This is a genomic window from Pseudomonas sp. 20P_3.2_Bac5 (genome assembly GCF_025466035.1).
Taxonomy (GTDB): Bacteria; Pseudomonadota; Gammaproteobacteria; order Pseudomonadales; family Pseudomonadaceae; genus Aquipseudomonas.
The window spans coordinates 14,809-37,554 of sequence record NZ_JANLOA010000124.1; the positions used below are offsets into that span (position 1 = coordinate 14,809).

Annotated in this window: 11 protein-coding genes; all 11 read left to right on the plus strand. The window is 65.0% G+C overall.

Annotated elements, in window-relative coordinates:
- The first annotated feature begins 11 nt into the window (after positions 1-11).
- The 11 genes from NTD88_RS22660 (at position 12) to pqqA (ending at position 22,665) form a co-directional block, all read left to right on the plus strand.
- A complete protein-coding gene (locus tag NTD88_RS22660) occupies positions 12-1,001 on the plus strand; it encodes an AraC family transcriptional regulator (protein ID WP_262155048.1) in 990 nt (329 codons plus the stop codon).
- Between the two features lie 105 nt (positions 1,002-1,106).
- The gene (locus NTD88_RS22665; protein ID WP_262155038.1) at positions 1,107-5,651 is read left to right on the plus strand and encodes an NEL-type E3 ubiquitin ligase domain-containing protein; all 4,545 of its coding nucleotides are present in this window, start codon (positions 1,107-1,109) and stop codon (positions 5,649-5,651) included.
- A 145-nt stretch (positions 5,652-5,796) separates the two neighbouring features.
- On the plus strand, positions 5,797-7,449 hold the full coding sequence (locus NTD88_RS22670) for an AMP-binding protein (protein ID WP_262155037.1): 1,653 nt from the start codon (positions 5,797-5,799) through the stop codon (positions 7,447-7,449).
- Between the two features lie 10 nt (positions 7,450-7,459).
- Entirely contained in the window at positions 7,460-8,227 is a 768-nt protein-coding gene (locus NTD88_RS22675; protein WP_262155036.1) for an SDR family NAD(P)-dependent oxidoreductase, read from the plus strand.
- Between the two features lie 15 nt (positions 8,228-8,242).
- On the plus strand, positions 8,243-9,436 hold the full coding sequence (locus NTD88_RS22680; RefSeq protein WP_262155035.1) for an acetyl-CoA C-acyltransferase: 1,194 nt from the start codon (positions 8,243-8,245) through the stop codon (positions 9,434-9,436).
- Positions 9,437-9,444: 8 nt separating this feature from the next.
- Entirely contained in the window at positions 9,445-10,572 is a 1,128-nt protein-coding gene (locus NTD88_RS22685; protein WP_262155034.1) for an acyl-CoA dehydrogenase, read from the plus strand.
- A 14-nt stretch (positions 10,573-10,586) separates the two neighbouring features.
- A complete protein-coding gene (locus NTD88_RS22690; protein WP_262127907.1) occupies positions 10,587-11,360 on the plus strand; it encodes an enoyl-CoA hydratase in 774 nt (257 codons plus the stop codon).
- A 78-nt stretch (positions 11,361-11,438) separates the two neighbouring features.
- Positions 11,439-16,016, plus strand: a complete 4,578-nt coding sequence (locus NTD88_RS22695) for a dermonecrotic toxin domain-containing protein (RefSeq protein WP_262155033.1) — start codon at positions 11,439-11,441, stop codon at positions 16,014-16,016.
- A 157-nt stretch (positions 16,017-16,173) separates the two neighbouring features.
- Positions 16,174-20,751 carry a dermonecrotic toxin domain-containing protein gene (locus tag NTD88_RS22700; protein WP_262155032.1) on the plus strand — a complete coding sequence of 1,526 codons (4,578 nt, stop codon included), beginning with the start codon at positions 16,174-16,176 and terminating at the stop codon, positions 20,749-20,751.
- 210 nt (positions 20,752-20,961) lie between these two features.
- The gene (locus NTD88_RS22705; RefSeq protein WP_095157603.1) at positions 20,962-22,482 is read left to right on the plus strand and encodes an aldehyde dehydrogenase family protein; all 1,521 of its coding nucleotides are present in this window, start codon (positions 20,962-20,964) and stop codon (positions 22,480-22,482) included.
- A gap of 111 nt (positions 22,483-22,593) precedes the next feature.
- Positions 22,594-22,665 (plus strand): pyrroloquinoline quinone precursor peptide PqqA, encoded by a 72-nt coding sequence (gene pqqA / locus NTD88_RS22710; protein ID WP_009394664.1) that lies wholly within the window; start codon positions 22,594-22,596, stop codon positions 22,663-22,665.
- Positions 22,666-22,746: the final 81 nt, after the last annotated feature.

Below are 22,746 nucleotides of genomic sequence, written 5' to 3' on the forward strand. Positions count from 1 at the left end.
ACACCATCTCCATGCAACTGGTGCGTGAAGCGCTGTTGCAGAGTTGTCCCCCCGGCGCGGCCACCGTGGAAGTGCTGGGCCGTGTCGGGATCGACCCGGCGCGCCTGGCGTTGCCCGACGCCCGCGTGCCGTCCAGCGCTTATGCGCGGCTTTGGCGCTTGCTGGCGCGGCGCTGCAACGATGAATTCTTCTGCATGGACCCGCGCGGTCTGCGCAGCGGCAGCATGGCCTTTCTCTGCCGCTCATGCATGGTCCAACCCACGGTGGGCGCGGCGTTGGCCTCGGCGCTGGAATTCCTCACGCTGATGTTCGAACACCTGCACCCGGTGCTGGTGCGCCAGCAGAGCCTCGCCGAGATCGTCATCGGCGAGCCGCATCAAGACCCGCGCCGCCCCTTCACCTATTTCACCTTCTGGATGATCGTCCACGGCGTGGCCTGCTGGCTGGCCGGACGACGGATTCCGATTCTGGCCATCGAATTGCGCTGCGCCGAGCCGGATTTCTGCGACGACTACCGGGTGATGTTTTCCCAGAACCTGCAATTCGATCGCCCGCGCACGCGGATGATTTTCGCCGCCGATTGCCTGGACCTGCCGGTACGGCGCAGCGCCGAGGAATTGCAGCGCTTTCTTGCCGAGGCGCCGGGCAACATCCTGGTCAAGTACCGCGACCCGGCGAGCCTGGCGCGGCGGATCAAGGACGACCTGCGCCGACTGCCCGCCGCCGAGTGGCCGGAAACCGAAGCCCTGGCGCAGCGCCTGTGCATCTCCGCCTCGACCCTGCGCCGGCGCCTGGCGGACGAAGGCCAGACTTACCAGGCGCTCAAGGACAGCGTGCGCAAGGAGCTGGCGATCGGCTGGCTGGCCCAGGCCGATATCAGTTTCGTCGAGATCGCCGAGCGCCTGGGTTTCGCCGACACCAGCTCGTTCTACAAGGCCTTTCGCAAATGGTCGGGAAGTAATCCGGGGCACTACCGCAGTCTGGTGTTGGCCAGCGGCTGAGGTGTTTGCCTGGGAGGACGCGCTGCACCGCCGTGCGCTGTTTCCCGCTGATGGCGGGCGGAAGGGGTTCATAGGCTGCCGGCTCTCATCGAGGAGCCTGACCCCATGTCACCTTCATCCACGCTTTTCCCCGATTCATCTGCCGACGTGGCACTGGACGACAACTCGGCGATTGACCGTTTCATCGCCTCCCAAGCCCCGCAGTGGCTCAAGTCCGCCTCCGTTGACCGGCTCGATCAGTTGCAAGCCAGCCTCGCTGCCCACCAGGCCTTGCAGGGGCGGGTGGCGCGGCTGCTGGAGTCGATCCGGCCGGTCGAGGATTTCGTCATCCCCTTGCTCCAGAACGCGCTGGCCCAGGAGGGTGAGGTTGCCCTGGATATCCGTGAGGCGCTGTGGCGCGATGTCCGGTTGCGGGTCACGCGCCCGTTGTTTCCGATCACTGACGTCGACCTGCCCACGTTCAAGCTCTATTCCCGCGACAGCAGCCTGTTCCATCGCGTGCTGCAAAATTTTACCGGAGCGCAGGCCAAGGCCAGCAACTACTACCCGGGCGCCGGTATCGTCCAGGCGGGCAAGATGCTGGACCTGCCACCGGAGCGCCTGGCCGAAATCTGTCGCCGCCTGGACCTCGGCAGCCAATACCAGCAGCACCTGGAAACGCTGCTGCAACCGGCCGACACCCAGGCGCTGCAACAGGTGTTGCACGTGCTGGCCGAAGACATGCGCTGCGCGCTGGCCGCGCATGCCCACAGCGCCAGCCTCAGGGGCCAGATCGATGATCAGGCCCTGCAGGGTTTGCTGAAACTGGCCACGGCCGATGCCCATGCGAACCCGGGCCAGTTGCCCGTCTGCTGCCGCTTCCTGGAAGTGTTGGGTTTTGCCGTGCCGGGCGTGTTGATCTTCGAGGCGCGCGACAAGGGCCTGCCGGGCGCCGTTCGCGAGCAGGCCGGCGCAGCGCCGCGGCAACTGGTTTTCTATTGGCCCAATGATCCCCGCCAGCCGTTGCGCCAATATTCGTCGTGGTACGCACTGGCCACCGACCTGGGCAATGACCTCAAGAACAGCGCCTACCGCGACCGCTTCACCCACCTGCTCGCCCAGGATGATTGGCTGGGTTTCGTCATCAAGCTCGCGTCGCGGCTGGAAGCCCCTCGTCCGGACCTGGAGGTGGTGGGGCTGACGGCTCAGGACGTCGAGTTCTCTCGCCTGGTGCAGCATCGGATCAGCCGGCTCAAGGCCGATGCCGCCGCCTTGGTCGTGCCGACCTCGGCGGCTGACCTGGAGGTGTACCAACAGCGCATCGCCGCGCTGGAGTCGGCGGGGGTATCGGTGCTTATGTTGAGCGCGTCGTTCTTGCCGGTGGTCGGCGAATTGATGCTGGTGAACCTGGTCTGGGAAATGCTCGGCGAGGTGTATGAGGGGGTGCAGGAGTGGCGCCGGGGCCAGCACGAAGAAGCGCTCGACCACATGTTGGGAGTGGTGCGCGACCTGGCGCTGACCACGATCGGTTCGGTGGCCGCGATCACGGTAGTGCGGACCTTGCAACGCAGTGAGTTCATTGGCCGGCTGTTACCGGTGCTGCGTGCCGACGGAACCCTGCGCCTGTGGCTCGCGGACTTGTCCGCCTATGCCTTGCCGCTGCTGTCGTTGCCGTTCCCGCACCGGCTCGACGCCGACGGCCTGATCCGCAAGCAAGGCCGTCAGTGGTGGCGGCAGGGCGACCGGGTATTCGAAGTCCGGCAGGATCCGCGCAGCGGTCGCTGGCTGATTCTTCATCCGACCCGCGCGGAGGGCTACACACCGATATTGAGCGGAAATGGTCGCGGTGCCTGGTGGCTGCCCGGCGAGCACCCTCTGCAATGGCAGGGCACGGCCAACCTGTTGCGCCGCCTGCTACCCGGTAGCGAAGACGTGAGCGACCTCGCGTGTGAACGGGCGGTCGCCGTGGCCGGGGGCGATGAGGCGATGTTGCGCGGCCTGTTGGTGGAGCGGCGCGCGGTGCCGGCAACCTTGCGCCATACGCTGGCGCAGTTTGCCCTGGATGCGCGGATCGATCGTTTCTTCGAGCAACTGCAACAGGGGCAGCCGATGAGTGCGCTGGACCCCGAGCTGGCCGGCTACACCAAGGCGTTGCTCAACCGTCCGCACGCCTTGCCGGTGGACGAGCGGGCCACTTGGCAATCGGGTTCGCCGTCGCTGCGGGCGTTGCTGTTCGACAACACCGCGGCCCGGCAGTCGTCGAAGCTTGATAGCCGGGGCGCCTTGCTGCGGCGTGATTTCCCCGGCTTGCCTGCCGTGCATATCCGCGCCCTGATCGACGAGGCGGGGGAGGCCGCGCTTCGCTCCATCGACGAGCGCGGGCGAATTCCCCTGGCCATGGCCGAGCAGGCGCGCCTGGCGTTGAGCGAGGTGCGCGTCAGCCAGGCGCTGCAGGGCCTGTGTTTGCACAACATGTGCCCCGACCTCAGCGTGCGCCTGGCCTTCGGCTTGTTGCGTCATCTGCCCGAGTGGCCCGAGGGCTTCAGTTTCGAGCTGCGCGACGGATCGGTGCACGGCGGGGTGATCGAGCGCCTGTTGCCGCTCTCCGAAACACGACAGGTGCGGATCCTGCTGCGGGCCGGCGCGCAGTTCGACGTGTTCGGTGAGCTGGACCCGGTGGGCAACCAGGCGGAACCAGGTAATCTGTTCCACGCCATTCTGGAGGGGCTTGGCCCGGTCAACGCTCAAGCCTTGGGTCTGGAGGGCGAGCAGGCTGATGAACAATTGCGGCAACTGCTGCTCGATCGCGCCATCGCCGACCGCCAGCGCGTGCCGGTGCTGATCGGCATGGCCAGCCGGCCGGGCGTGTTCAATCCCTTGCGACGTACCGCCGAGGGTCGTCCGGGCTATCCGCTGAGTGGGCGCGGGGCCACGGGGCGAACCTCGTTGACCAGCATGGTCAGGTCTTTGTTTCCGGGGTTCGATGACCAGGAAGTAAGCCGTTTTCTCGAGGGCGTCAGCGCTGCGCACGATGACCCGATGAGCGAGCTGTTGCGCTACCAGCGATCACTTCATCATCTCGAGGAAACCCTGTACCGCTGGCAACTCCAGGCCACCACGCAACAGGCCAATGGTCGCCGCCGGGTGGTCGAGGAAATACGTCGTTGCTGGTGTCGCCTGACCGCGCCGATGCACGGCACTGACGGCGCCTTGCTGGGCTATCGCTTGAACCTCGGCTATGTAGCGACAGGGGATTTCCCGGAATTGTCGGCGGACATCGATTTTTCCCACGTGGTCGAGTTGACCTTGCCTGACGCGCAGCAGTCGCAGCGCATCAGCGGGTTCCTGCAAAGCTTCACTCGCCTGCGCTGGCTCGATATGAGCGGCAACGCCCTCACCGACATTCCACAGGCCGTTGGCAATATGCGGGAGCTGCGCCACCTGGTGCTGGAGAGCAACCTGATCCGCATCAGCACCATGGGCCAGCAGATCCTGTCGTCGTTGAGCCGTCTGGAGATACTTTCCCTCGATCACAACCCGTTGGATGTGGCGCCGGACGTCAGCCGCTTGCCGCGCCTGCAACGCCTGGGCCTGCGCCAGACGCGCTTGCGCAGCCTCCCGCCGGGCGTGCTGAGCCTGCCGTTCGTGGAGTTCGCCGATTTGCGGGGCAACCAATTGGCGACCTTGCCGGACGGCTTTTTCGAGGCGCCACAGCACGTCCGCAGCGCCTTGCTGTTGCAGGGCAATCCGCTCTCGCCGGCGGTCCGCGCGCGGCTCTGGGACATGACCGAGGACGTGCCGATATCGAGCGAGTTGTTGCGTGAACGCTGGCTCGACGATGCCCAGGGCGAGGTGCTGGTCGAGCGCGGAGAGCGGTGGGATCGCCTGCATGCCGAGCCCAATTCCGGCGACTTCTTCGCGTTGCTGGGGCGCTTGCTGACGACGGCCGAGTTCCGCCTGGCGGGGGTCGATCTGCGGGTGCGGGTATGGCGCATGCTGAACGGCTGCGTGGAGAGCACCGAGCTGCGGGAAACCTTGTTCGACCTCGCGGCGGGACCGACGACCTGCGCCGACAGTGTGGAGTCCAACTTCAGTGTGCTGGAGGTCCGTTTCCTGCTCCACCAGGCCCGCCGACAAGCCAATTGGGGGCTGTCGCATAGCGTGCTGCTGCGGTTTTGCCGACGGCTGTTCCGCCTGGAGCGGCTCGAACTGCACGTTCGCCAGGTGATCACCGAGCGTTACGCCCAAGGGCGTGGCGTGGATGAGGTGGAAGTCAGCCTGGCCTATCGCACGGGGCTGGCGCGTGAGCTGGAGTTGCCGGGGCAGCCGAGCCATATGGATTTCAGCCAGATCGCCGGCGTGACGCCGCAGGACCTGCGCGAGGCGGTGCGTGTCGTGCGTGCCGACGAGCAGGGCAATGAACTGCCGCGGTTCATTGCCAGCCGCGATTACTGGGTGGAATACCTGCGTGAACAGCACCCGGCCGCGTTCGCTGAACTTGAAGACCGGTTCTGGCACCGTCTGGACGAACTTGGCGCACAGCACGCCAGCCTGCCCGAGGGCGAATACCTCGCGCGCATGAACAGCCTCGCCGCTGAGCGTAGCGCGGCCTTCCAGGACCTGGCGCTGCGCCTGACCGGCGAGGCGATGAGGCAAGACCCGCCGGTTTGAGCGGCCCGCCGTGGGGCGACGCGGGTCGTCCCATGGCCAAACCAGTCATCCAGATTGACAGCTTTGACCATTGCCCCAAGTCGGCCCCAGCGCGACTATCTCCGGACCTTTCGTTATTCCAACAATAAAAACGAGGAGTTCGGCGATGCGTGATTACAGCGCGGCGGCACGTACCTTCAATTACCCGCAAGCGGCCGGGGCGGCGCTGGCCGGCAGTCTCGAGGCGCTCAACGCCTGTGTCGAATGCTGCGACCGACACGCTGCGGACGACCGCATCGCCCTTCACTGGGAAGGCCGCGACGGACAAAGCGCCAGTTACCGTTTCAGCGAGCTGCAGGCCCGCGCCGCGCGCTTTGCCAATGTGCTCAAGGCCCAGGGCGTCGCCCCCGGCGACCGGGTCGCCGGCCTGCTGCCGCGAACCGTCGAGTTGCTGGTGACGGTCCTGGCCACCTGGCGTCTTGGCGCGGTCTATCAACCGCTCTTCACTGCTTTCGGGCCCAAGGCCATCGAGCATCGCCTGCACGCCTCGGGTGCCCGAGTGGTGGTCACCGACCTCAACAACCGCGGCAAGCTCGATGACGTCGAAGACTGCCCGACGATCATTTGCGTCAAGGCCGACGCCGCCCGTGGCGACCTGGATTTCCAGGGCGAACTCGAGGCCGCCGACCCGCACTGCGAGCCGGTCCTGCTGTCGGGCGAGGCGCCGTTCCTGCTGATGTTCACTTCCGGCACCACCGGCCCGGCCAAGCCGCTGGAAGTCCCGCTGCGCGCCATCGTCGCGTTCCAGGGCTACATGCGTGACGCCATCGACCTGCGCCCCGAAGACAATTTCTGGAACCTCGCCGATCCGGGCTGGGCCTACGGTCTCTATTACGCGGTCACCGGGCCTTTGTCCCTGGGCCACGCGACGACCTTTTTCGACGGCCCGTTCAGCGTCGAGAGCACCTGCCGGGTCATCGACAAATTCGCCATCACCAACCTGGCCGGCTCGCCGACCGCTTACCGCATGCTGATTGCCGCCGGCGATGCGTTCTCGGCGCCGATCAAGGACCGCCTGCGGGTGGTGAGCAGCGCCGGCGAGCCGCTCAACCCGGAAGTGATCCGCTGGTTCCGCGACCAATTGGACGTGACCATCCACGACCACTACGGCCAGACCGAACTGGGCATGGTGCTGTGCAACCATCACGGCCTGGAGCACCCGGTACACCTGGGCTCCGCCGGCTACGCCATCCCCGGCCACCGCATCGTCGTGCTTGACGAGCACCACCAGGAACTGCCGGCCGGGCAGCCGGGCATCCTCGCCGTCGACCGCGAGCAATCGCCGCTGTGCTGGTTCGGCGGCTACCACGGCCTGCCGACCAAAGCCTTCGTCGGCAAGTACTACCTCAGCGGCGATACCGTCGAGCTGAACCCGGACGGTAGCATCAGCTTCGTCGGACGCAGCGACGACGTGATCACCACCTCCGGCTACCGCGTCGGCCCGTTCGACGTGGAAAGCGCGCTGATCGAGCACCCGGCGGTGATCGAGGCGGCCGTGATCGGCAAGCCCGACCCGGAGCGCACTGAACTGATCAAAGCCTTCGTCGTGCTCGGCAGCGGTCACGCGGCCAACGATGAGCTGGCCGAAACCCTGCGCCAGCACGTACGCCAGCGCCTGTACGCCCACGCCTATCCCCGTGAAATCGAATTCGTCAGCGAGCTGCCCAAGACCCCGAGCGGCAAGCTGCAGCGTTTCATCCTGCGCAACCAGGAAATCGCCCTTCAACAAGCAGCGCAAGCCCACAAGGCCAGCGCGTGAGGACAGCACCATGCAAATAGCCAACAAGAACTTCATCGTCAGCGGCGCGGCCTCGGGCCTCGGCGCCGCCACCGCGGAAATGCTTATCGAAGCCGGCGCCCGGGTGATGCTGGTCGACCTCAACGCCGAAGCGGTCGCCGCCAAGGCCGCAGCGCTGGGCGAGAACGCCCGCCATGCCGTCGCCGACATCAGCCACGAAGCCGCCGCCAAGGCCGCGGTCGATGCCGCCGTGGAGGCGTTCGGCAGCCTGCACGGGCTGGTCAACTGCGCCGGTATCGTCGGCGCCGAGAAAGTCCTCGGCAGAAATGGTCCGCACGGTCTGGACAGCTTCAGCCGGGTGATCAACGTCAACCTGATCGGCAGCTTCAACCTGCTGCGCCTGGTCGCCGCGGCCATGGCCGAAGGCGAGGCCGGTGCCGATGGCGAGCGCGGGGTCATCATCAACACCGCCTCGATCGCCGCCTATGACGGCCAGATCGGCCAGGCCGCCTATGCCGCCTCCAAGGGCGCCATCGCCAGCCTGACCCTGCCCGCCGCCCGCGAACTGGCGCGCTTCGGCATCCGCGTGATGACCATCGCCCCCGGCATTTTCGAAACCCCGATGATGGCCGGCATGACTCAGGACGTGCGTGACTCGCTGGCCGCCGGCGTGCCGTTCCCGCCGCGTCTGGGCCGCCCGGTGGAATACGCCGCGCTGGCTCGCCACATCATTGAAAACAGCATGCTCAACGGCGAGGTGATCCGTCTCGACGGCGCCTTGCGCATGGCTGCCAAATAATCGCAGGAGAACACCATGACCCTCGCCAATGACCCGATCGTAATCGTCAGCGCCGTGCGCACCCCCATGGGTGGCCTGCAGGGCGACCTCAAGAGCCTGACCGCGCCGCAACTGGGCGCCGCCGCCATCCGCGGTGCGGTGGAGCGCGCCGGCATCGCCGCCGACAGCGTCGAGCAAGTGCTGTTCGGCTGCGTGCTGCCCGCCGGCCTCGGCCAGGCCCCGGCCCGCCAGGCCGCGCTGGGTGCCGGCCTGGACAAAGGCACCACATGCACCACCCTGAACAAGATGTGCGGTTCCGGCATGCAGGCCGCGATCATGGCCCATGACCTGCTGCTGGCCGGCAGCGCCGAAGTGGTGGTCGCCGGTGGCATGGAAAGCATGTCCAACGCGCCATACCTGCTGGACAAGGCCCGCAGCGGCTACCGCATGGGCCACGGCAAGATCATCGACCACATGTTCTTCGACGGCCTTGAGGACGCCTACGACAAAGGCCGCCTGATGGGCACCTTCGCCGAAGACTGCGCCGAGGCCAACGGCTTTAGTCGCCAGGCCCAGGACGACTTCGCCATTGCCTCGCTGACCCGCGCGCAGCAGGCGATCAAGGACGGCAGCTTCGCCGCCGAGATCGTTCCGGTGGAGGTCACCGTGGGCAAGGAGAAGGTGCTCATCAGTGATGACGAGCAACCGCCGAAGGCCCGCCTGGACAAGATTCCGCAACTCAAGCCGGCCTTCCGCGACGGCGGCACGGTGACCGCGGCCAACTCCAGTTCGATTTCCGACGGCGCCGCGGCGCTAGTGCTGATGCGCCGTTCCCGCGCCGAACGCCTGGGGCTCAAGCCGCTGGCGGTGATCCACGGTCACTCGGCGTTCGCCGACGCGCCGGCGCTGTTCCCCACCGCGCCAATCGGCGCCATCGAAAAACTCCTGCAGCGCACCGGCTGGACCCTGGCCGATGTCGACCTGTTCGAGATCAACGAAGCCTTCGCCGTGGTTACCCTGGCGGCGATGCATTCGCTGGACCTGTCCCACGACAAGGTCAACATCCATGGCGGCGCCTGCGCCCTGGGCCACCCGATCGGTGCGTCCGGCGCGCGCATCCTGGTCACGCTGCTGTCGGCCCTGCGCCAGAAAGGCCTGCGCCGTGGCGTCGCGGCAATCTGCATTGGCGGCGGCGAAGCCACGGCCATGGCCGTCGAGATCCTGAACTGAGGTGCACCATGCTGGTTAACGACGAGCAACAACAGATCGCCGACGCGGCGCGGCAGTTCTCCCAGGAACGCCTGCGGCCGTTCGCCGAAGAATGGAGTCGCGAGCACCGCTTCCCGAAAGAGGCGATGGCGGAAATGGCCGACATGGGCTTCTTCGGCATGCTGGTGCCGGAGCAGTGGGGCGGGTGCGACACCGGCTACCTGGCCTACGCCATGGCCCTGGAAGAAGTCGCCGCCGGCGACGGCGCCTGCTCCACCATCATGAGCGTGCACAACTCGGTGGGTTGCGTGCCGATCCTCAAGTTCGGCAACGAGGCGCAGAAGCAGCAGTTCCTGGTCCCGCTGGCCAGCGGCGCGATGCTCGGCGCCTTTGCGTTGACCGAGCCGCAAGCCGGCTCCGACGCCAGCAGCCTGAAGACCCGGGCCCGCCGCGACGGTGACCATTACGTCTTGAATGGCTGCAAGCAGTTCATCACTTCCGGCCGCAATGCCGGGGTGGTGATCGTCTTTGCCGTGACCGATCCGGCGGCGGGCAAGCGCGGCATCAGCGCCTTTATCGTGCCCACCGACAGCCCCGGTTATCAGGTGGCGCGGGTCGAGGACAAACTCGGCCAGCACGCCTCCGACACCTGCCAGATCGTTTTCGAAGACGTGCGCGTGCCGGTGGCCAACCGCCTGGGCGAGGAGGGCGAGGGCTACAAGATCGCCCTGGCCAACCTCGAAGGCGGGCGTATCGGTATCGCCGCGCAATCGGTGGGCATGGCCCGTGCCGCGTTCGAAGTGGCCCGCGACTACGCCCGCGAGCGCGAGAGCTTCGGCAAGCCGCTGATCGAGCATCAAGCCGTTGCGTTCCGCCTCGCCGACATGGCCACGCGCATCGCCGTGGCCCGGCAGATGGTGCATCATGCCGCGGCCCTGCGTGACGCCGGGCGGGCGGCGCTGGTGGAAGCCTCGATGGCCAAGCTTTTCGCCTCGGAAATGGCCGAAAAGGTCTGTTCGGATGCCTTGCAGACCCTCGGCGGTTATGGCTATCTGAGCGACTTCCCGCTGGAGCGGATCTACCGCGACGTGCGGGTCTGCCAGATCTACGAAGGCACCAGCGACATTCAGCGCATGGTCATTGCGCGCAATCTTTGAAGGGAGCAGCTTGCATGACGTTCGAAACCATTCTGTTGGAAATCCGTGGCAAGGTCGGCCTGATCACCCTCAACCGGCCTCAGGCGCTGAACGCCCTGAACCGCCAGATCATCGGTGAGCTGAACCAGGCGCTGGACAGCCTCGAAGCCGACGCCAACATCGGGTGCATCGTCCTCACCGGCTCGGCCAAGGCCTTCGCCGCCGGCGCCGACATCAAGGAAATGGCCGAGCTGAGCTACCCGCAGATCTACGTCGATGACCTGTTCAGCGACTGCGACCGCGTCGCCAACCGGCGCAAGCCGATCATCGCCGCGGTGTCCGGCTTCGCCCTCGGCGGTGGCTGCGAGCTGGCGCTGATGTGCGACTTCATCCTCGCCGCCGACAACGCCAAGTTCGGCCAGCCGGAAATCAACCTCGGCGTGCTGCCGGGCATGGGCGGCACCCAGCGCCTGACCCGCGCGGTGGGCAAGGCCAAGGCCATGGAACTGTGCCTGACCGGCCGCCTGATGGGCGCCGAGGAAGCCGAGCGTGCCGGCGTGGTGGCGCGCATCGTGCCCCAGGCCGAACTGCTCGACGAAGCGCTGAAAGTGGCGGCGGTGATCGCCAGCAAGTCGATCCCGATTTCGATGATGGTCAAGGAGTCGGTCAACCGCGCCTTCGAAGTCACCCTGTCCGAAGGCGTGCGCTTCGAACGTCGGGTGTTCCACGCGGCGTTCGCCACCGAAGACCAGAAAGAAGGCATGGCGGCGTTCATCGCCAAGCGCGAGGCGCAGTTCAAGGATCGCTGATCCCAGCTAGATATACCGCCAGGGCCTGCGGGGCCGGGGTTGAAATGCTGCTTCCATCCAGAACAAGGAAGCTTGAGCATGACCCCGACCCTGTCGCCCTACGGGCAACTGGCCCTGAACGCAACGCTCTGCGGCCCGATTGCCCGGTACTTCGCCTCGCGCCCCTCCTTCCGCGAGGTGGCCCACCAGATCATCGAGCAACAATGGCGGCAACGCCGGATTGCCGGTCCTGGCCCAGCGCTGCTCAGGCTCTATCGCTGGGTGGAGGGTTACGGTTACTACGTCGATACATTGGCCGATGCGCTGATCGAGCGCTTTTGCAAGGGCGAGCCCATCTGGCTTGTCGAAGGCCAGGACTTTCTCAGCCGCTACCCCGGCGCCGAGTTTCCCCAAGCGTCCATGACGGACTTGCAGGCGGTGCAGGTCCTGCTCAACGAGTGCGGGCCGTTCCTGCTGGAAGAATACAAACGGCAGTTGGTGGCCTACTGGGTGCGCGGACCGCAAGGCGGGCCGAGCCCTTGGAGCTGGCTGGCGAACTACCTGCAGGAACAGTGCAGAACCGCTGTCGGCTTCGAGCGCAGCAACGGAACGCTCGACGCGCAGGAAGCCGCTACCGCGATGCTCCTGGCCCTGTACCCGGACCCCAGCCAGCGTGCCGCGTTCGGGAACCTCGACAACACCGAGGCAGGGCTGTTGAGCCTGGACGTCAACCCCCGGCGCTGGCTGGATGCCGACATGGCCAGCACGCTGTTGGTCGAGCGTGTCATACCCGAGCAGAATCGCACCCTGTTGATGCTCTATACCTTGTCCGGCCGCTGGTACCGCTTCGAGTCGCGCCAGGCGTTGGCGCGCATGCTGGCGTATGGCGGCGAACGCCGCGGTCTGGTGCCGTTCACCCTGCACGTGTACGCCACCCGCGAATCGGTGTTCCTGAGCCAGGTGCGGCTGCTGCTCGAACAGCAACTGACGCTGATCGATACCATCGCCCGTTCGATTGCTGACGTGGAGGAAGACCCTGTCAGAGGCCTGGTCTGGCGTCTGGATGAAGCCACCTCGCTGCTGCAGATCTGCGAACAAAGCCAGCGCCAGAGCTGGCTGCTGTATTTCAGCGTGCTCCCGGCCTGGTTGAAGGAGGGGAGTGTCGAGGACCAGAGAATCTATGGCGATGCCCTGCTTGAGCTGACCCTCCTGCAACAACGCAGTGGCGGCCAGTCGTTTCTGTACGCCATCCCGCCGATCCTGGAATATGCCCGGGACCAGGTGCGGGCGGCGATCCTGCTCGATCATCCGCAGGCGACCGCACTCGACGTCGAGGCGGTTGAGGTGGTCAATCGCCGGGTGATCGCCAGTGGCATCGCCGTCGGTGGCGATTTTGTCCCCAGCGGCACGATCGAGACCGTGCGATTCACCTTGCCACAGTTCGCGTTGGAGAACCTGTCGGCGCTGCGCTCCGGAACGGTGACCCTGGGCATGAGCGATGGCAGCGCGCTGCCTGGCTGGCTGACCCTGGACTATGCGAAGGCGCTGGTGACCCGGTTGGACCTGGGCAAGGTTTATCCCGAACTGCTGCGTCGTGAACTGATCGATGACTCGCAGGTGTTGCTGCGGCGTCAGGCGTTGTTCATCGACCAGGTTCGCCTGCAACTGCCGCTCCTGGCGCTGGAAAAAAAACTGCGCGGGCAGGACGGTCTCACTGCCGCGGGCGTGCGCCTGGTCAATGGGGTGTTCCGCCCGGTCCGCGGCGAGCCGGATGTGGCGCGTTTGCGGCCCTTGTCGTTTATCCGGCGCAAGGGCGCCATACCCGACACCGCGCTCAATGCCTATCTGATCGAGCGCTTCGACATCCGTAGCGGGCCCACGGTGTTGTACCGTCCGCTGCACCGTCAGCCGCTTCGCGAGTTCGCCAGTCGTGAGGCGTTTTTCAACGCGGTGTGCCAGGAGCCCGAATTGCAGGAAGACGTGCTGGCACGTCTGAACGAGCACGCCAGGGCAATCTACGCCAACGGCGGCTTCCGGCAGCCGCACGTCGTGCGCTACACGCCGGGCGCCGAGTTTGGCGTATTCGAGCAGCCGCCACCTGCCGACGTAGGGACGGACGCACTCAGCGGCGAGGTGCTGGAGCACCTTTACAGTGCCTGCGCACAAGAGCTGTTCAGCCGGGCCGAAGCGCAGTCGCTGTCCAATAGCGAGAACCGCTGGATCGGCTACCAGGAGCTGGGCTGGGTGATGTTGAACACCTTGCTGCCGCTGCTCAACGGCCCTGTTGCCGTCTCCGCCTGGATGCTGCAGGTCTTCGCCGACCTGCAGAATGATCTGCGGCAACCACAGCCGCAGGAGGCACAACTGGCCCTCCACCTGTTCAATTTCGCTTCGCTGTTGATCAGCCTTCCGCATGGGCGCAGCGTTCTGGCGACGGCTTCCGGCATGCCGGAAGTGGAAGCGTCGTTGCCGGTAATTGCACAACTTGTGCACGAACCGGCCAGCTCGCCGTCGGGGCTTGCGTTGTCCCAGCTCGACTTCAGCTGGGCGACCGCCACCCAACGCCTGAGCAATGCCCAGCGCGAGTCGCTGGTGCGCTTTCAGGTGGGCTTGAACCCCGGCCAACTGGGATCGGAGGTATCTGACGGCCCCTGGGCAGGGTTGTTCTACTACGACCAGCGTTGGTGGATACGCCTTGAGGGCCAGGTGTATGAGGTACAGGTCAACAGCGATGAGGTGCAGATGGTTGACGCGTTGGGCCGGCCGGGGCCCTGGTTGTACCGGGATGCCGCCGGCGACTGGCGAATCGACGCGCGTGTGCGGCTGCGCGGCGGCATGCCACTTAACCAGCGCATCGAGCGGATGCACGCGGCCAATCGGCAGCGCATTCCCGAGCTGGAGGCGCGGCAGGTTGAGCTTCTGAGTGAGCGTCTGGCATTGAACCTGACCATCGAACAGGACGCCAAACTCGTCGAAGACCGTAACCCGCCGTCTGCACAGTCACTCCGGGCCTATGCCGATCACCTACGCACCCACAGTGAGTTGATGAAGCGGGTCGATGAAAACTACGTCGAATTGAACGCGCTGGAAGCCCAGGCCGATTTCAGCCAGGAGCATGGCCGTTACTTGTCCGAGCGGGTGACCAGCCTTGCGCAACTGGTTCAGGTCTTGCGCTGGCAACTGGTTGGAAGCATGGACGTTTCCCGTGTCTTGCAGGCGCGCAGTGCTGACGTCCATGCCACGGTGGAACTGCGCGACCAGCACTATGACGCGCTGATGGCGGAGTGCGAGAAAGCCAGGGTGATTGTCGGCGAGGCGATTTCCACGCTCGGTGAGGCTCACGGGATTTGCCAGCAACTGGGCAAGATCCTGCCAAGGGGGCCGGAATGGGTCGCCGACTATAAACGGCTCAGAGGTGCCGAGTCCTCGCTCTGGGCCTGGAAGGCCAGCGAGTTCAGCATCACGGCCGCGCTCATTATCGGCACGGAAAGGCGCAATGACCTGGAGCTCTTCGAGTCGATCAAACGGGTCCGGCTCGCCCTGCAGATGCAGCACGAGCTGGAAAGCGACGCCGTGTTTACCACGGAGGAGCGCATCGAGATCCTGGATAGCTGCACGCAAAACTACGTGATGGCGCGGGAGAGCATGGTTCCTCTGGGCGGCGATTTTGCCAGCGAGCAGGCCAGGCGCTGGCTCGTGGGTCTGGTCGAGGCCCTGCGTTCGCTTGAGCATGGGGTCGAAGAAGAACTGGCGGCCCTGATTCGTGCGCAGGCGGGTAACAGTGAGGAGCCTGTGCCGCCGGCCGATCGTCAGCAGGTGGTAATCAAGACCCGCAGCCGCGGTGTAGTGGTGGCGCGTAAGCACAAGACCAAGGCCGGCAAAGCGGAAGCGGTGGTGCCCGAGCCGCTGGTCAGCGGTGAACTGGCCCGTTTTGAAGAAACCGCCGAGCCGGGGGTATGGAAAATCATTGAGCCCGTGACGCCGCTGCGAAACACGCCGGAGAGCCCGCAGCAGAAAGGCGTCCTCGCCAGCTTGCTCAAACGCAGTGCCAAAATGCTGTCGGAGGCTGATCGAAAAATGCAGAAGGCCCGGGTGCAGGCGCGCACCGCCACCATCGCCGTAGAAATAGAGGAAATCCTGATCAACCAGGCGAGCCCGCTGGAGCAACTGGCCCGGCAGGTCGAGAGTTCCCTGAGCGTTTCCAACACGGTAGAGGACCAGTCCGGCAGGCATGACGCGGCACTGCAGTCCAAGGCCTTGTACCGGAAGGCGGCGGCGATGCGCGAAGAGGGCCGGCAACTGCGTATCTCGATCATCAAGACACAGCCGCCGACCAGCAGTCGCGTGGCGTACCTGAAATCGCAGCACGAGATCAAGATCACCCGGCCCAAGGGCCGCGAACCCACTGCGGGGCGCAAAGGCCAGGATCGGGGTTATCTGCAGGAGTATGTGATCAGTGATATGGCGGGGCAGCTGTTGTGGTACGCCCACTTCCACTACGCCAGCCTGGACGCGGGGCCAGCCGATTTTATCGTCGGCCACCTGAAGACCCGCGAGCAGCGTTTCGACCGGGGGCAGTACCGGGTGAAGATGGAGAAAAACAGCCGGAAGGTGATTCAGATCTACCGCAGCATGATCGACAAGGCTGCTGCTGCGGAGTTGTTCCTGAGCCTCTAGTGGCCGGTATGGCTGTTTCGTTTCGGCGCTGTGCGTTGTCTTCCTCGCTGTAGCGCAGGGCACGGCTCAGGGTGAGTCGGGCCCAGCACAATGTACCGCCAGAAGCACCGGGCTCGGGGTTGAAATGCGCTCTCATCCAGAACAAGGACGCTTGAGCATGACCCCGACCCTGTCGCCCTACGGTCAACTGGCCCTGAGCGCAACGCTCTGTGGGCCGATTGCCCAACACTTCGCCTGGCGCCCCTGCTTCAGCGAGGTGGCCCTCCAGATCATCGAACAACAGTGGCACCAGCGCCGGATCGCCGGCCCGCATCCGGCGCAGCTCAGGCTCTATCGCTGGGTGGAGGGCTACGGCTACCGCGCCGACACACTGGCCGATGTGCTGATCGAGCGCTTTTGCCGTCCAGGCATCCTCAAGCTGGTCAGCGGCCAGGACTTTCTCAGTTTCCAGCACGGCGCGGAGTTTCCCCAGGCGGTCACGACTGACGTGCAGGCGGTGGCGACCCTGCTCAACGAGTGCGGGCCGTTCCTGCTGGAGGAATACAAACGGCGGATCGTGGCTTATTGGGTGCGCGGTTCAGACGACCAGCCCAGCCCGTGGAACTGGCTGGCGGGTTACCTGCAACAGCAGTGCAAGAGCGTCATCGGGCTCGAGCGCGGCAGCGGTCTGCTCGACCCGCAGGAAGCGGCGACCGCGTTGATGCTGGCGGTGCGCCCGGAGGCCCACCAGCGTGCCGAGTTCGATAACCTCAAGGACACCCAAGTCTGGCTGGTGAGCCTGGACGTCAATCCCCGGCAATGGCTGGATGCCGACCTGGCCAGTGCGCTGTGGATCGAGCGTGTGATGCCCGAGCAACAACGCACCCTGGTGATGCTCTACACCTTGTCCGGCAGGTGGTATCGCTTTGAGTCGCGCGCGGCGTTGGCGCGCATGTTGGCGTATGGCGGCGAGCGGCGCGGCGTGACGCCGTTCATCCTGCACCTGTACACCAGCAGCGAATCGGTGTTCATGAGCCAGGTGCGGTTGCTGCTCGAACAGCAACTGATGCTGATCGATACGATCGCGGGTTCGATGGGCGAAACCGACGAGGACCCGGTCGGAGCGTTGGTCCGAGGCCTGGACGAGGCCACCTCGTTGCTGCAGATCTGCGAGCACAGTCAGCACCAGAGTTGGCTGCTGTATTTCGGTTTGCTCCCGGCCTGGTTGAAGCAGGGCAGCGTCGAGGACCGAAAAACCTATGGCGAAGCCCTGCTCGAGCTGGCGATCCTGCAGCGCCGCAGTGACGGCCAATCGTTTCTCTACGATGTTCCGCCGATCCTCGAGTACGCCCGGGACCAGGTACGGGCGGCCCTTCTGCTCGATCATCCGCAGGCGACCGGGCTCGACGTCGAGGCGGTCGAAGTGGTCAATCAGCGGGTGATCGCCAGCGGCGTGGCCATTGGCGGCGATTTTGTCGCCAGCGGCACACGCGAGACCGTGTGCTTCAGCCTGCCGCAATTCGCCCTGGAAAACCTGTCGGTACTGCGCGCCGGAAACGTCTCCGTGCGCATGCGCGACGGCAGCGCGGTGCCGCCGTGGCTGACCCTGGACTATGCGAAGGCGCTGGTGACCCGACTGGACCTGGGCAATGCCTATCCCGGCCTGCTGCGGCGTGCGCTGTTCGATGACCCGCAGGCGTTGGCGCGTCGACAGACCCTGTTCATCGACCAGGTTCGCCTGCAACTGCCGTTGCTCGCGCTGGAGAAGAAACTGCGCGGGCAGGACGGCCTCACTGCCGCCGGTGTGCGCCTGGTCAACGGTGTGTTTCGCCCGGTGCTTGGCGCGCCGGATGTCGCGCGCTTGCGGCCCTTGACCTTTATCCGCCAGGAGGGCGCCACGCCGGATAGCGCACTCAACGCCTACCTGATCGAACGCTTCGATATCCATAGCGGGCCCAGCGTGCTGTACCGCCCGCTGCACCGTCAGTCGCTGCGCGAGTTCGCCAGCCGCGAGGCGTTCTTCCACGCGGTGACCCATGAGCCTGAGTTGCAGCAAGACCTGCTGGCGCGGATGGATGAGCACGCCAGGCCGATCTACGCCAAAGGCGGGTTCGAGCAGCCGCATGTGGTGCGTTTCACTGCTGGCGCCGAGTTTGCGGCGTTCGACGTGCCGGCGCCTGCCGACGTGGGAGAGCAGGCGCTGAGCGGCAAGGTGCTGGAGCAGCTTTACCTGTCGTGCGCGCAAGAGCTGCTCGGCCGCGCCGAAGCGCAGTCGGTGTCCAACAGCGAGAACCGCTGGATCGGCTATCAAGAGCTGGGCTGGTTGATGTTCAACGCCTTGCTGCCGCTGCTCAACGGTCCGGTTGCCGTGTCGACCTGGATGCTGCAGGTCTTCGCCGACCTGCAAAATGATCTGCGGCAACCACAGCCGCCGGAATCGCAACTGGCTATCCAGCTTCTCAACTTCGCCTTTCTGCTGGTTACCCTGCCCAATGGCCACAGCACCCTGGAGTCCGCCTCCGACATGCCGAAGGTCGATATGGGACTGCCGGTGTCTCCGCTAGTGGTGCGAGAACCGACCAGCTCACCCTCGGGTGTCGCCTTGTCCCAGCTCGATTTCAGTTGGACGAGCGCGACCCAGCGCCTGAGCAACGTCCAGCGTGAATCCCTGGTGCATTTCCAGGTGCACCTGACGCCCGGCCAACTGGGCACGGCGGTGGCCGAAGGGCCCTGGGCGGGGCTGTTTCTCTACGACAAACGCTGGTGGGTTCGTCTTGAGGGCCGCGTGTATGAGGTGGGTATCAACGACGGTGAGGTTCGGGTGGTTGACGCGTCAGGCCGGCCGGGGCCCTGGTTGCATCGCGAAAGCCCCGGCGACTGGCGAATCGACGCGCATGTGCGTCTGCGCGGTGGCATGCCGCTCAATCGCCGCATCGAGCAGTTGCGCGCCGCCAATCGGCAGCGGGTTAAAGAGCTGGGAAACCGGCATGTCGAACTCCTGAGTGAGCGTCTGACGCTGAGCCTGGTGATTGAACAAGACCTCAAGGACGTGGGAGAGAGAAAACCGCCGCCTGCACCGGCACTCAGCCGCTATGCCGATCACCTGCGCGCCCATAGTCAATTGATGAAGCGGATCGATGAAAACTACGTCGCCTTGAACCAGTTGGAGAGCCTGGTCAATTTCAACCACGAACACGCCCGCTACTTGTTCGAGCGGGCGACCAACCTCGCGCAAATGGTGAAGGTCCTGCAGGCGCAACTGGTCGACAGCAAGGGCGCTTCCCGCGTCCTGCGGGCGCGGGTTGCCGACCCTCAGATCAGCACGGAAGTGCGGAACCAGCACTATGACGCGCTGATGGCGGAGTGCGAAAAAGCCAAGGCGATCATCGACGAGGCGATTTTCACGTTCCACGAGACCCGCGAGATTTGCCAGCAACTGAGCAAAGTGCTGCCGATGGGGCCGGAACTGGTCGCCGATTTTCATCGGCTCGGGGACGTCGAGTCTTCGCTGTTGGCCTGGAGGTCCGCCGAGTTCAGCATTACCGGCGTGCTCATTCTCGGGCTGGAGAGGCGGAGTGGCGTCGAGGTCTACGAGATGGTCGACCTGGTACGGTTTGGGCTGCAGATGCAACTGGAACTGAGCACCGAAGGTGCTTTTACCGAAGTGGAGCGCATCGCGATTCTTGACGGCAGCGTGCGCAATTACACGATGGCGCGCGAGCAGATGCGTATGGTGGACGAACTCCTGCTCAACGACCAGGCAAAGCGCTGGCTCGCGGAGCTTGCCGAGTCGCTGCAATTACTGGAACAACAGGCCGAAGAGGAACTGGCGACGCTGATTCGCACGCAGGCCGGTGACAGTGAAGAACACGTGCCCCCGGTCGATCGCAAACAGGTCGTGATCAATACCCGCAGCCGCGGTGTGGTGGTGGCGCGGCAGCGCAAGACCAAGGCCGGCAAGACGGAAACGGTGGTGGTCGAGCCGCTGGAGAACAATGAACTGGCCCGCTTCGAAGAAACCGCCGAGCCGGGCATGTGGCAGATCGTCGAGCCCGAATCGCCGCCGCTGACGCCGCCGGAGCGCCCGCAGCCGACGGTGGGCCTCGCCAACTTGCTCAAACGCAGCACCAGTCTGCTGGCCGAAGCTGACCGACAGATGCAGAAGGCCCGCGCGCAGGCGCGTACCGCCACCATCGCCATCGAGATGGAGGAAATCCTCGCCAACCAGGCGCGTCCGCTGGAGCAACTGGCTCGGCAGATCGAAACCCTGCTGACCGGTAACAACGAGGTGGACCACCCGTCCGGCGGGCGTGGCGCGACGGCGCAGGTCAAGGCCTTGAAGGACAAGGCCGCCGCGATGCACGAGGAAGGCCGGCAACTGCGCATCTCGATCATCAAGACGCAACCGCCAACGAGCAGCCGCGTCGCGTATTTGAAGTCGCAGAACGAGATCGACATCACTCGGCCCAAGGGCCGCGAACCCACCGCCCGGCGCAAAGGCCAGGACCGGGATTACTTGCAGGAATACGTGATCAGCGACAAGGCCGGGGAGCCGTTGTGGTATGCGCATTTCCACTACGCCAGCCTGGAGGCCGCGGCGGCCGACTTCCTCGTGGCCCACCTGAAAACCCGCGAACAGCGCTACGACAGCGGGCAGTGCCGGCTGAAAATGGAGCAGAGCAGCCAGAAGGTAATCCAGATCTACCGGAGCCAGATTGACAGGCCCGCCGCTGCCGGGCTGTTCCTGGGTATTTAGAGGCAGGGCAGGGGGGAATGGGCGCCGCGCTGTGTGGCGCCCGATCTCCAGGGCGCTAAAGATCCGTCAGGCGGCTCGCGGCCCGTGCAGTACTACCAAATGAGTAGCCGATCCCTGCCAAGGGCCGATTCGTCATGCCCGCCGGGCTGACTAAGATCGAGTCACTGCCTGTCATCAGCGACAGGCGCCGCTCAGCAGAGGCCCTACCCCATGATCTACGCAGCTCCTGGCACTCCGGATGCCATCGTCACGTTCAAACCGCGCTACGGCAATTACATCGGCGGTGAATTCGTCCAGCCGCTGAGTGGCCAGTACTTCAGCAACACCTCGCCGGTCAACGGCCAACTGATCGCCGAATTCCCGCGCTCCAATGCCCAGGACATCGAAAAAGCCCTGGACGCCGCCCACGCCGCCGCCGATGCCTGGGGCCGCACCTCGGTCCAGGATCGTTCGAACGTCCTGCTGAAAATTGCCGACCGCATCGAGCAGAACCTGGAAGTCCTGGCCCTGGCCGAGACCTGGGACAACGGCAAGGCCATCCGCGAAACCCTGAATGCCGACGTGCCACTGGCCGCCGACCACTTCCGCTATTTCGCTGGCTGCATCCGTGCCCAGGAAGGCAGCGCCGCGGAAATCAATGACACCACCGCCGCCTATCACTTCCACGAGCCGCTGGGCGTGGTCGGGCAGATCATCCCGTGGAACTTCCCGCTGCTGATGGCCGCCTGGAAACTCGCCCCGGCCCTGGCCGCCGGCAACTGCATCGTGCTCAAGCCCGCCGAGCAGACCCCGCTGTCCATCACCGTCTTCATCGAACTGGTCGGCGACCTGCTGCCGCCGGGCGTGCTGAACATTGTTCAGGGCTTCGGCCGCGAAGCCGGTGAAGCCCTGGCCACCAGCAAGCGCATCGCCAAGATCGCCTTCACCGGTTCCACGCCGGTCGGTTCGCACATCATGAAGTGCGCCGCCGAGAACATCATTCCGTCCACCGTGGAGCTGGGCGGCAAGTCGCCGAACATCTTCTTCGAAGACATCATGCAGGCCGAGCCATCCTTCATCGAGAAAGCCGCCGAAGGCCTGGTGCTGGCGTTCTTCAACCAGGGCGAAGTCTGCACCTGCCCGTCCCGCGCGCTGGTCCAGGAATCGATCTACCCGCAGTTCATGGAAGAGGTGCTGAAGAAGATCAAGCTGATCAAGCGCGGCGACCCGCTGGACACCGAAACCATGGTTGGCGCGCAGGCGTCCGAGCAGCAATACGACAAGATCCTGTCCTACCTGCAGATTGCCCGCGACGAAGGCGCCGAGATCCTCGCCGGCGGTGCCAGCGAGCAACTGGCCGGTGATCTGTCGACCGGTTACTACATCCAGCCGACCCTGCTCAAGGGCCACAACGGCATGCGCGTGTTCCAGGAAGAGATCTTCGGCCCTGTGGTCGGTGTCACCACCTTCAAGGACGAAGCCGAAGCCCTGGCGATCGCCAACGACACCGAATTCGGTCTCGGTGCCGGCGTCTGGACCCGCGATATCAACCGCGCCTACCGCATGGGCCGCGGGATCAAGGCCGGTCGCGTGTGGACCAACTGCTACCACCTGTACCCGGCGCACGCCGCGTTCGGTGGCTACAAGAAATCCGGTGTCGGTCGCGAGACCCACAAAATGATGCTCGACCACTATCAGCAGACCAAGAACCTGCTGATCAGCTACGACATCAACCCGCTGGGCTTCTTCTGATCGCCCGGATAACTGTGGCAAAAACGCTTCCAAAGTAGCATTCGAACCCCACCGGAAACGGTGTATCAATAGAAGCGCCGCAATCCTGTGGTGCGAGAAGAGGATGGACCTATGTGGAAAAAGCCAGCGTTCACTGATCTGCGTATTGGTTTTGAAGTGACGATGTACTTCGCCAACCGTTGATCCCTCTTGCGTCGGCCGGTACTCCAGCGGCCGACGCAGCTGCTCCGATGATCGCATTGCATTCCCCCATCTTTGCTTTAG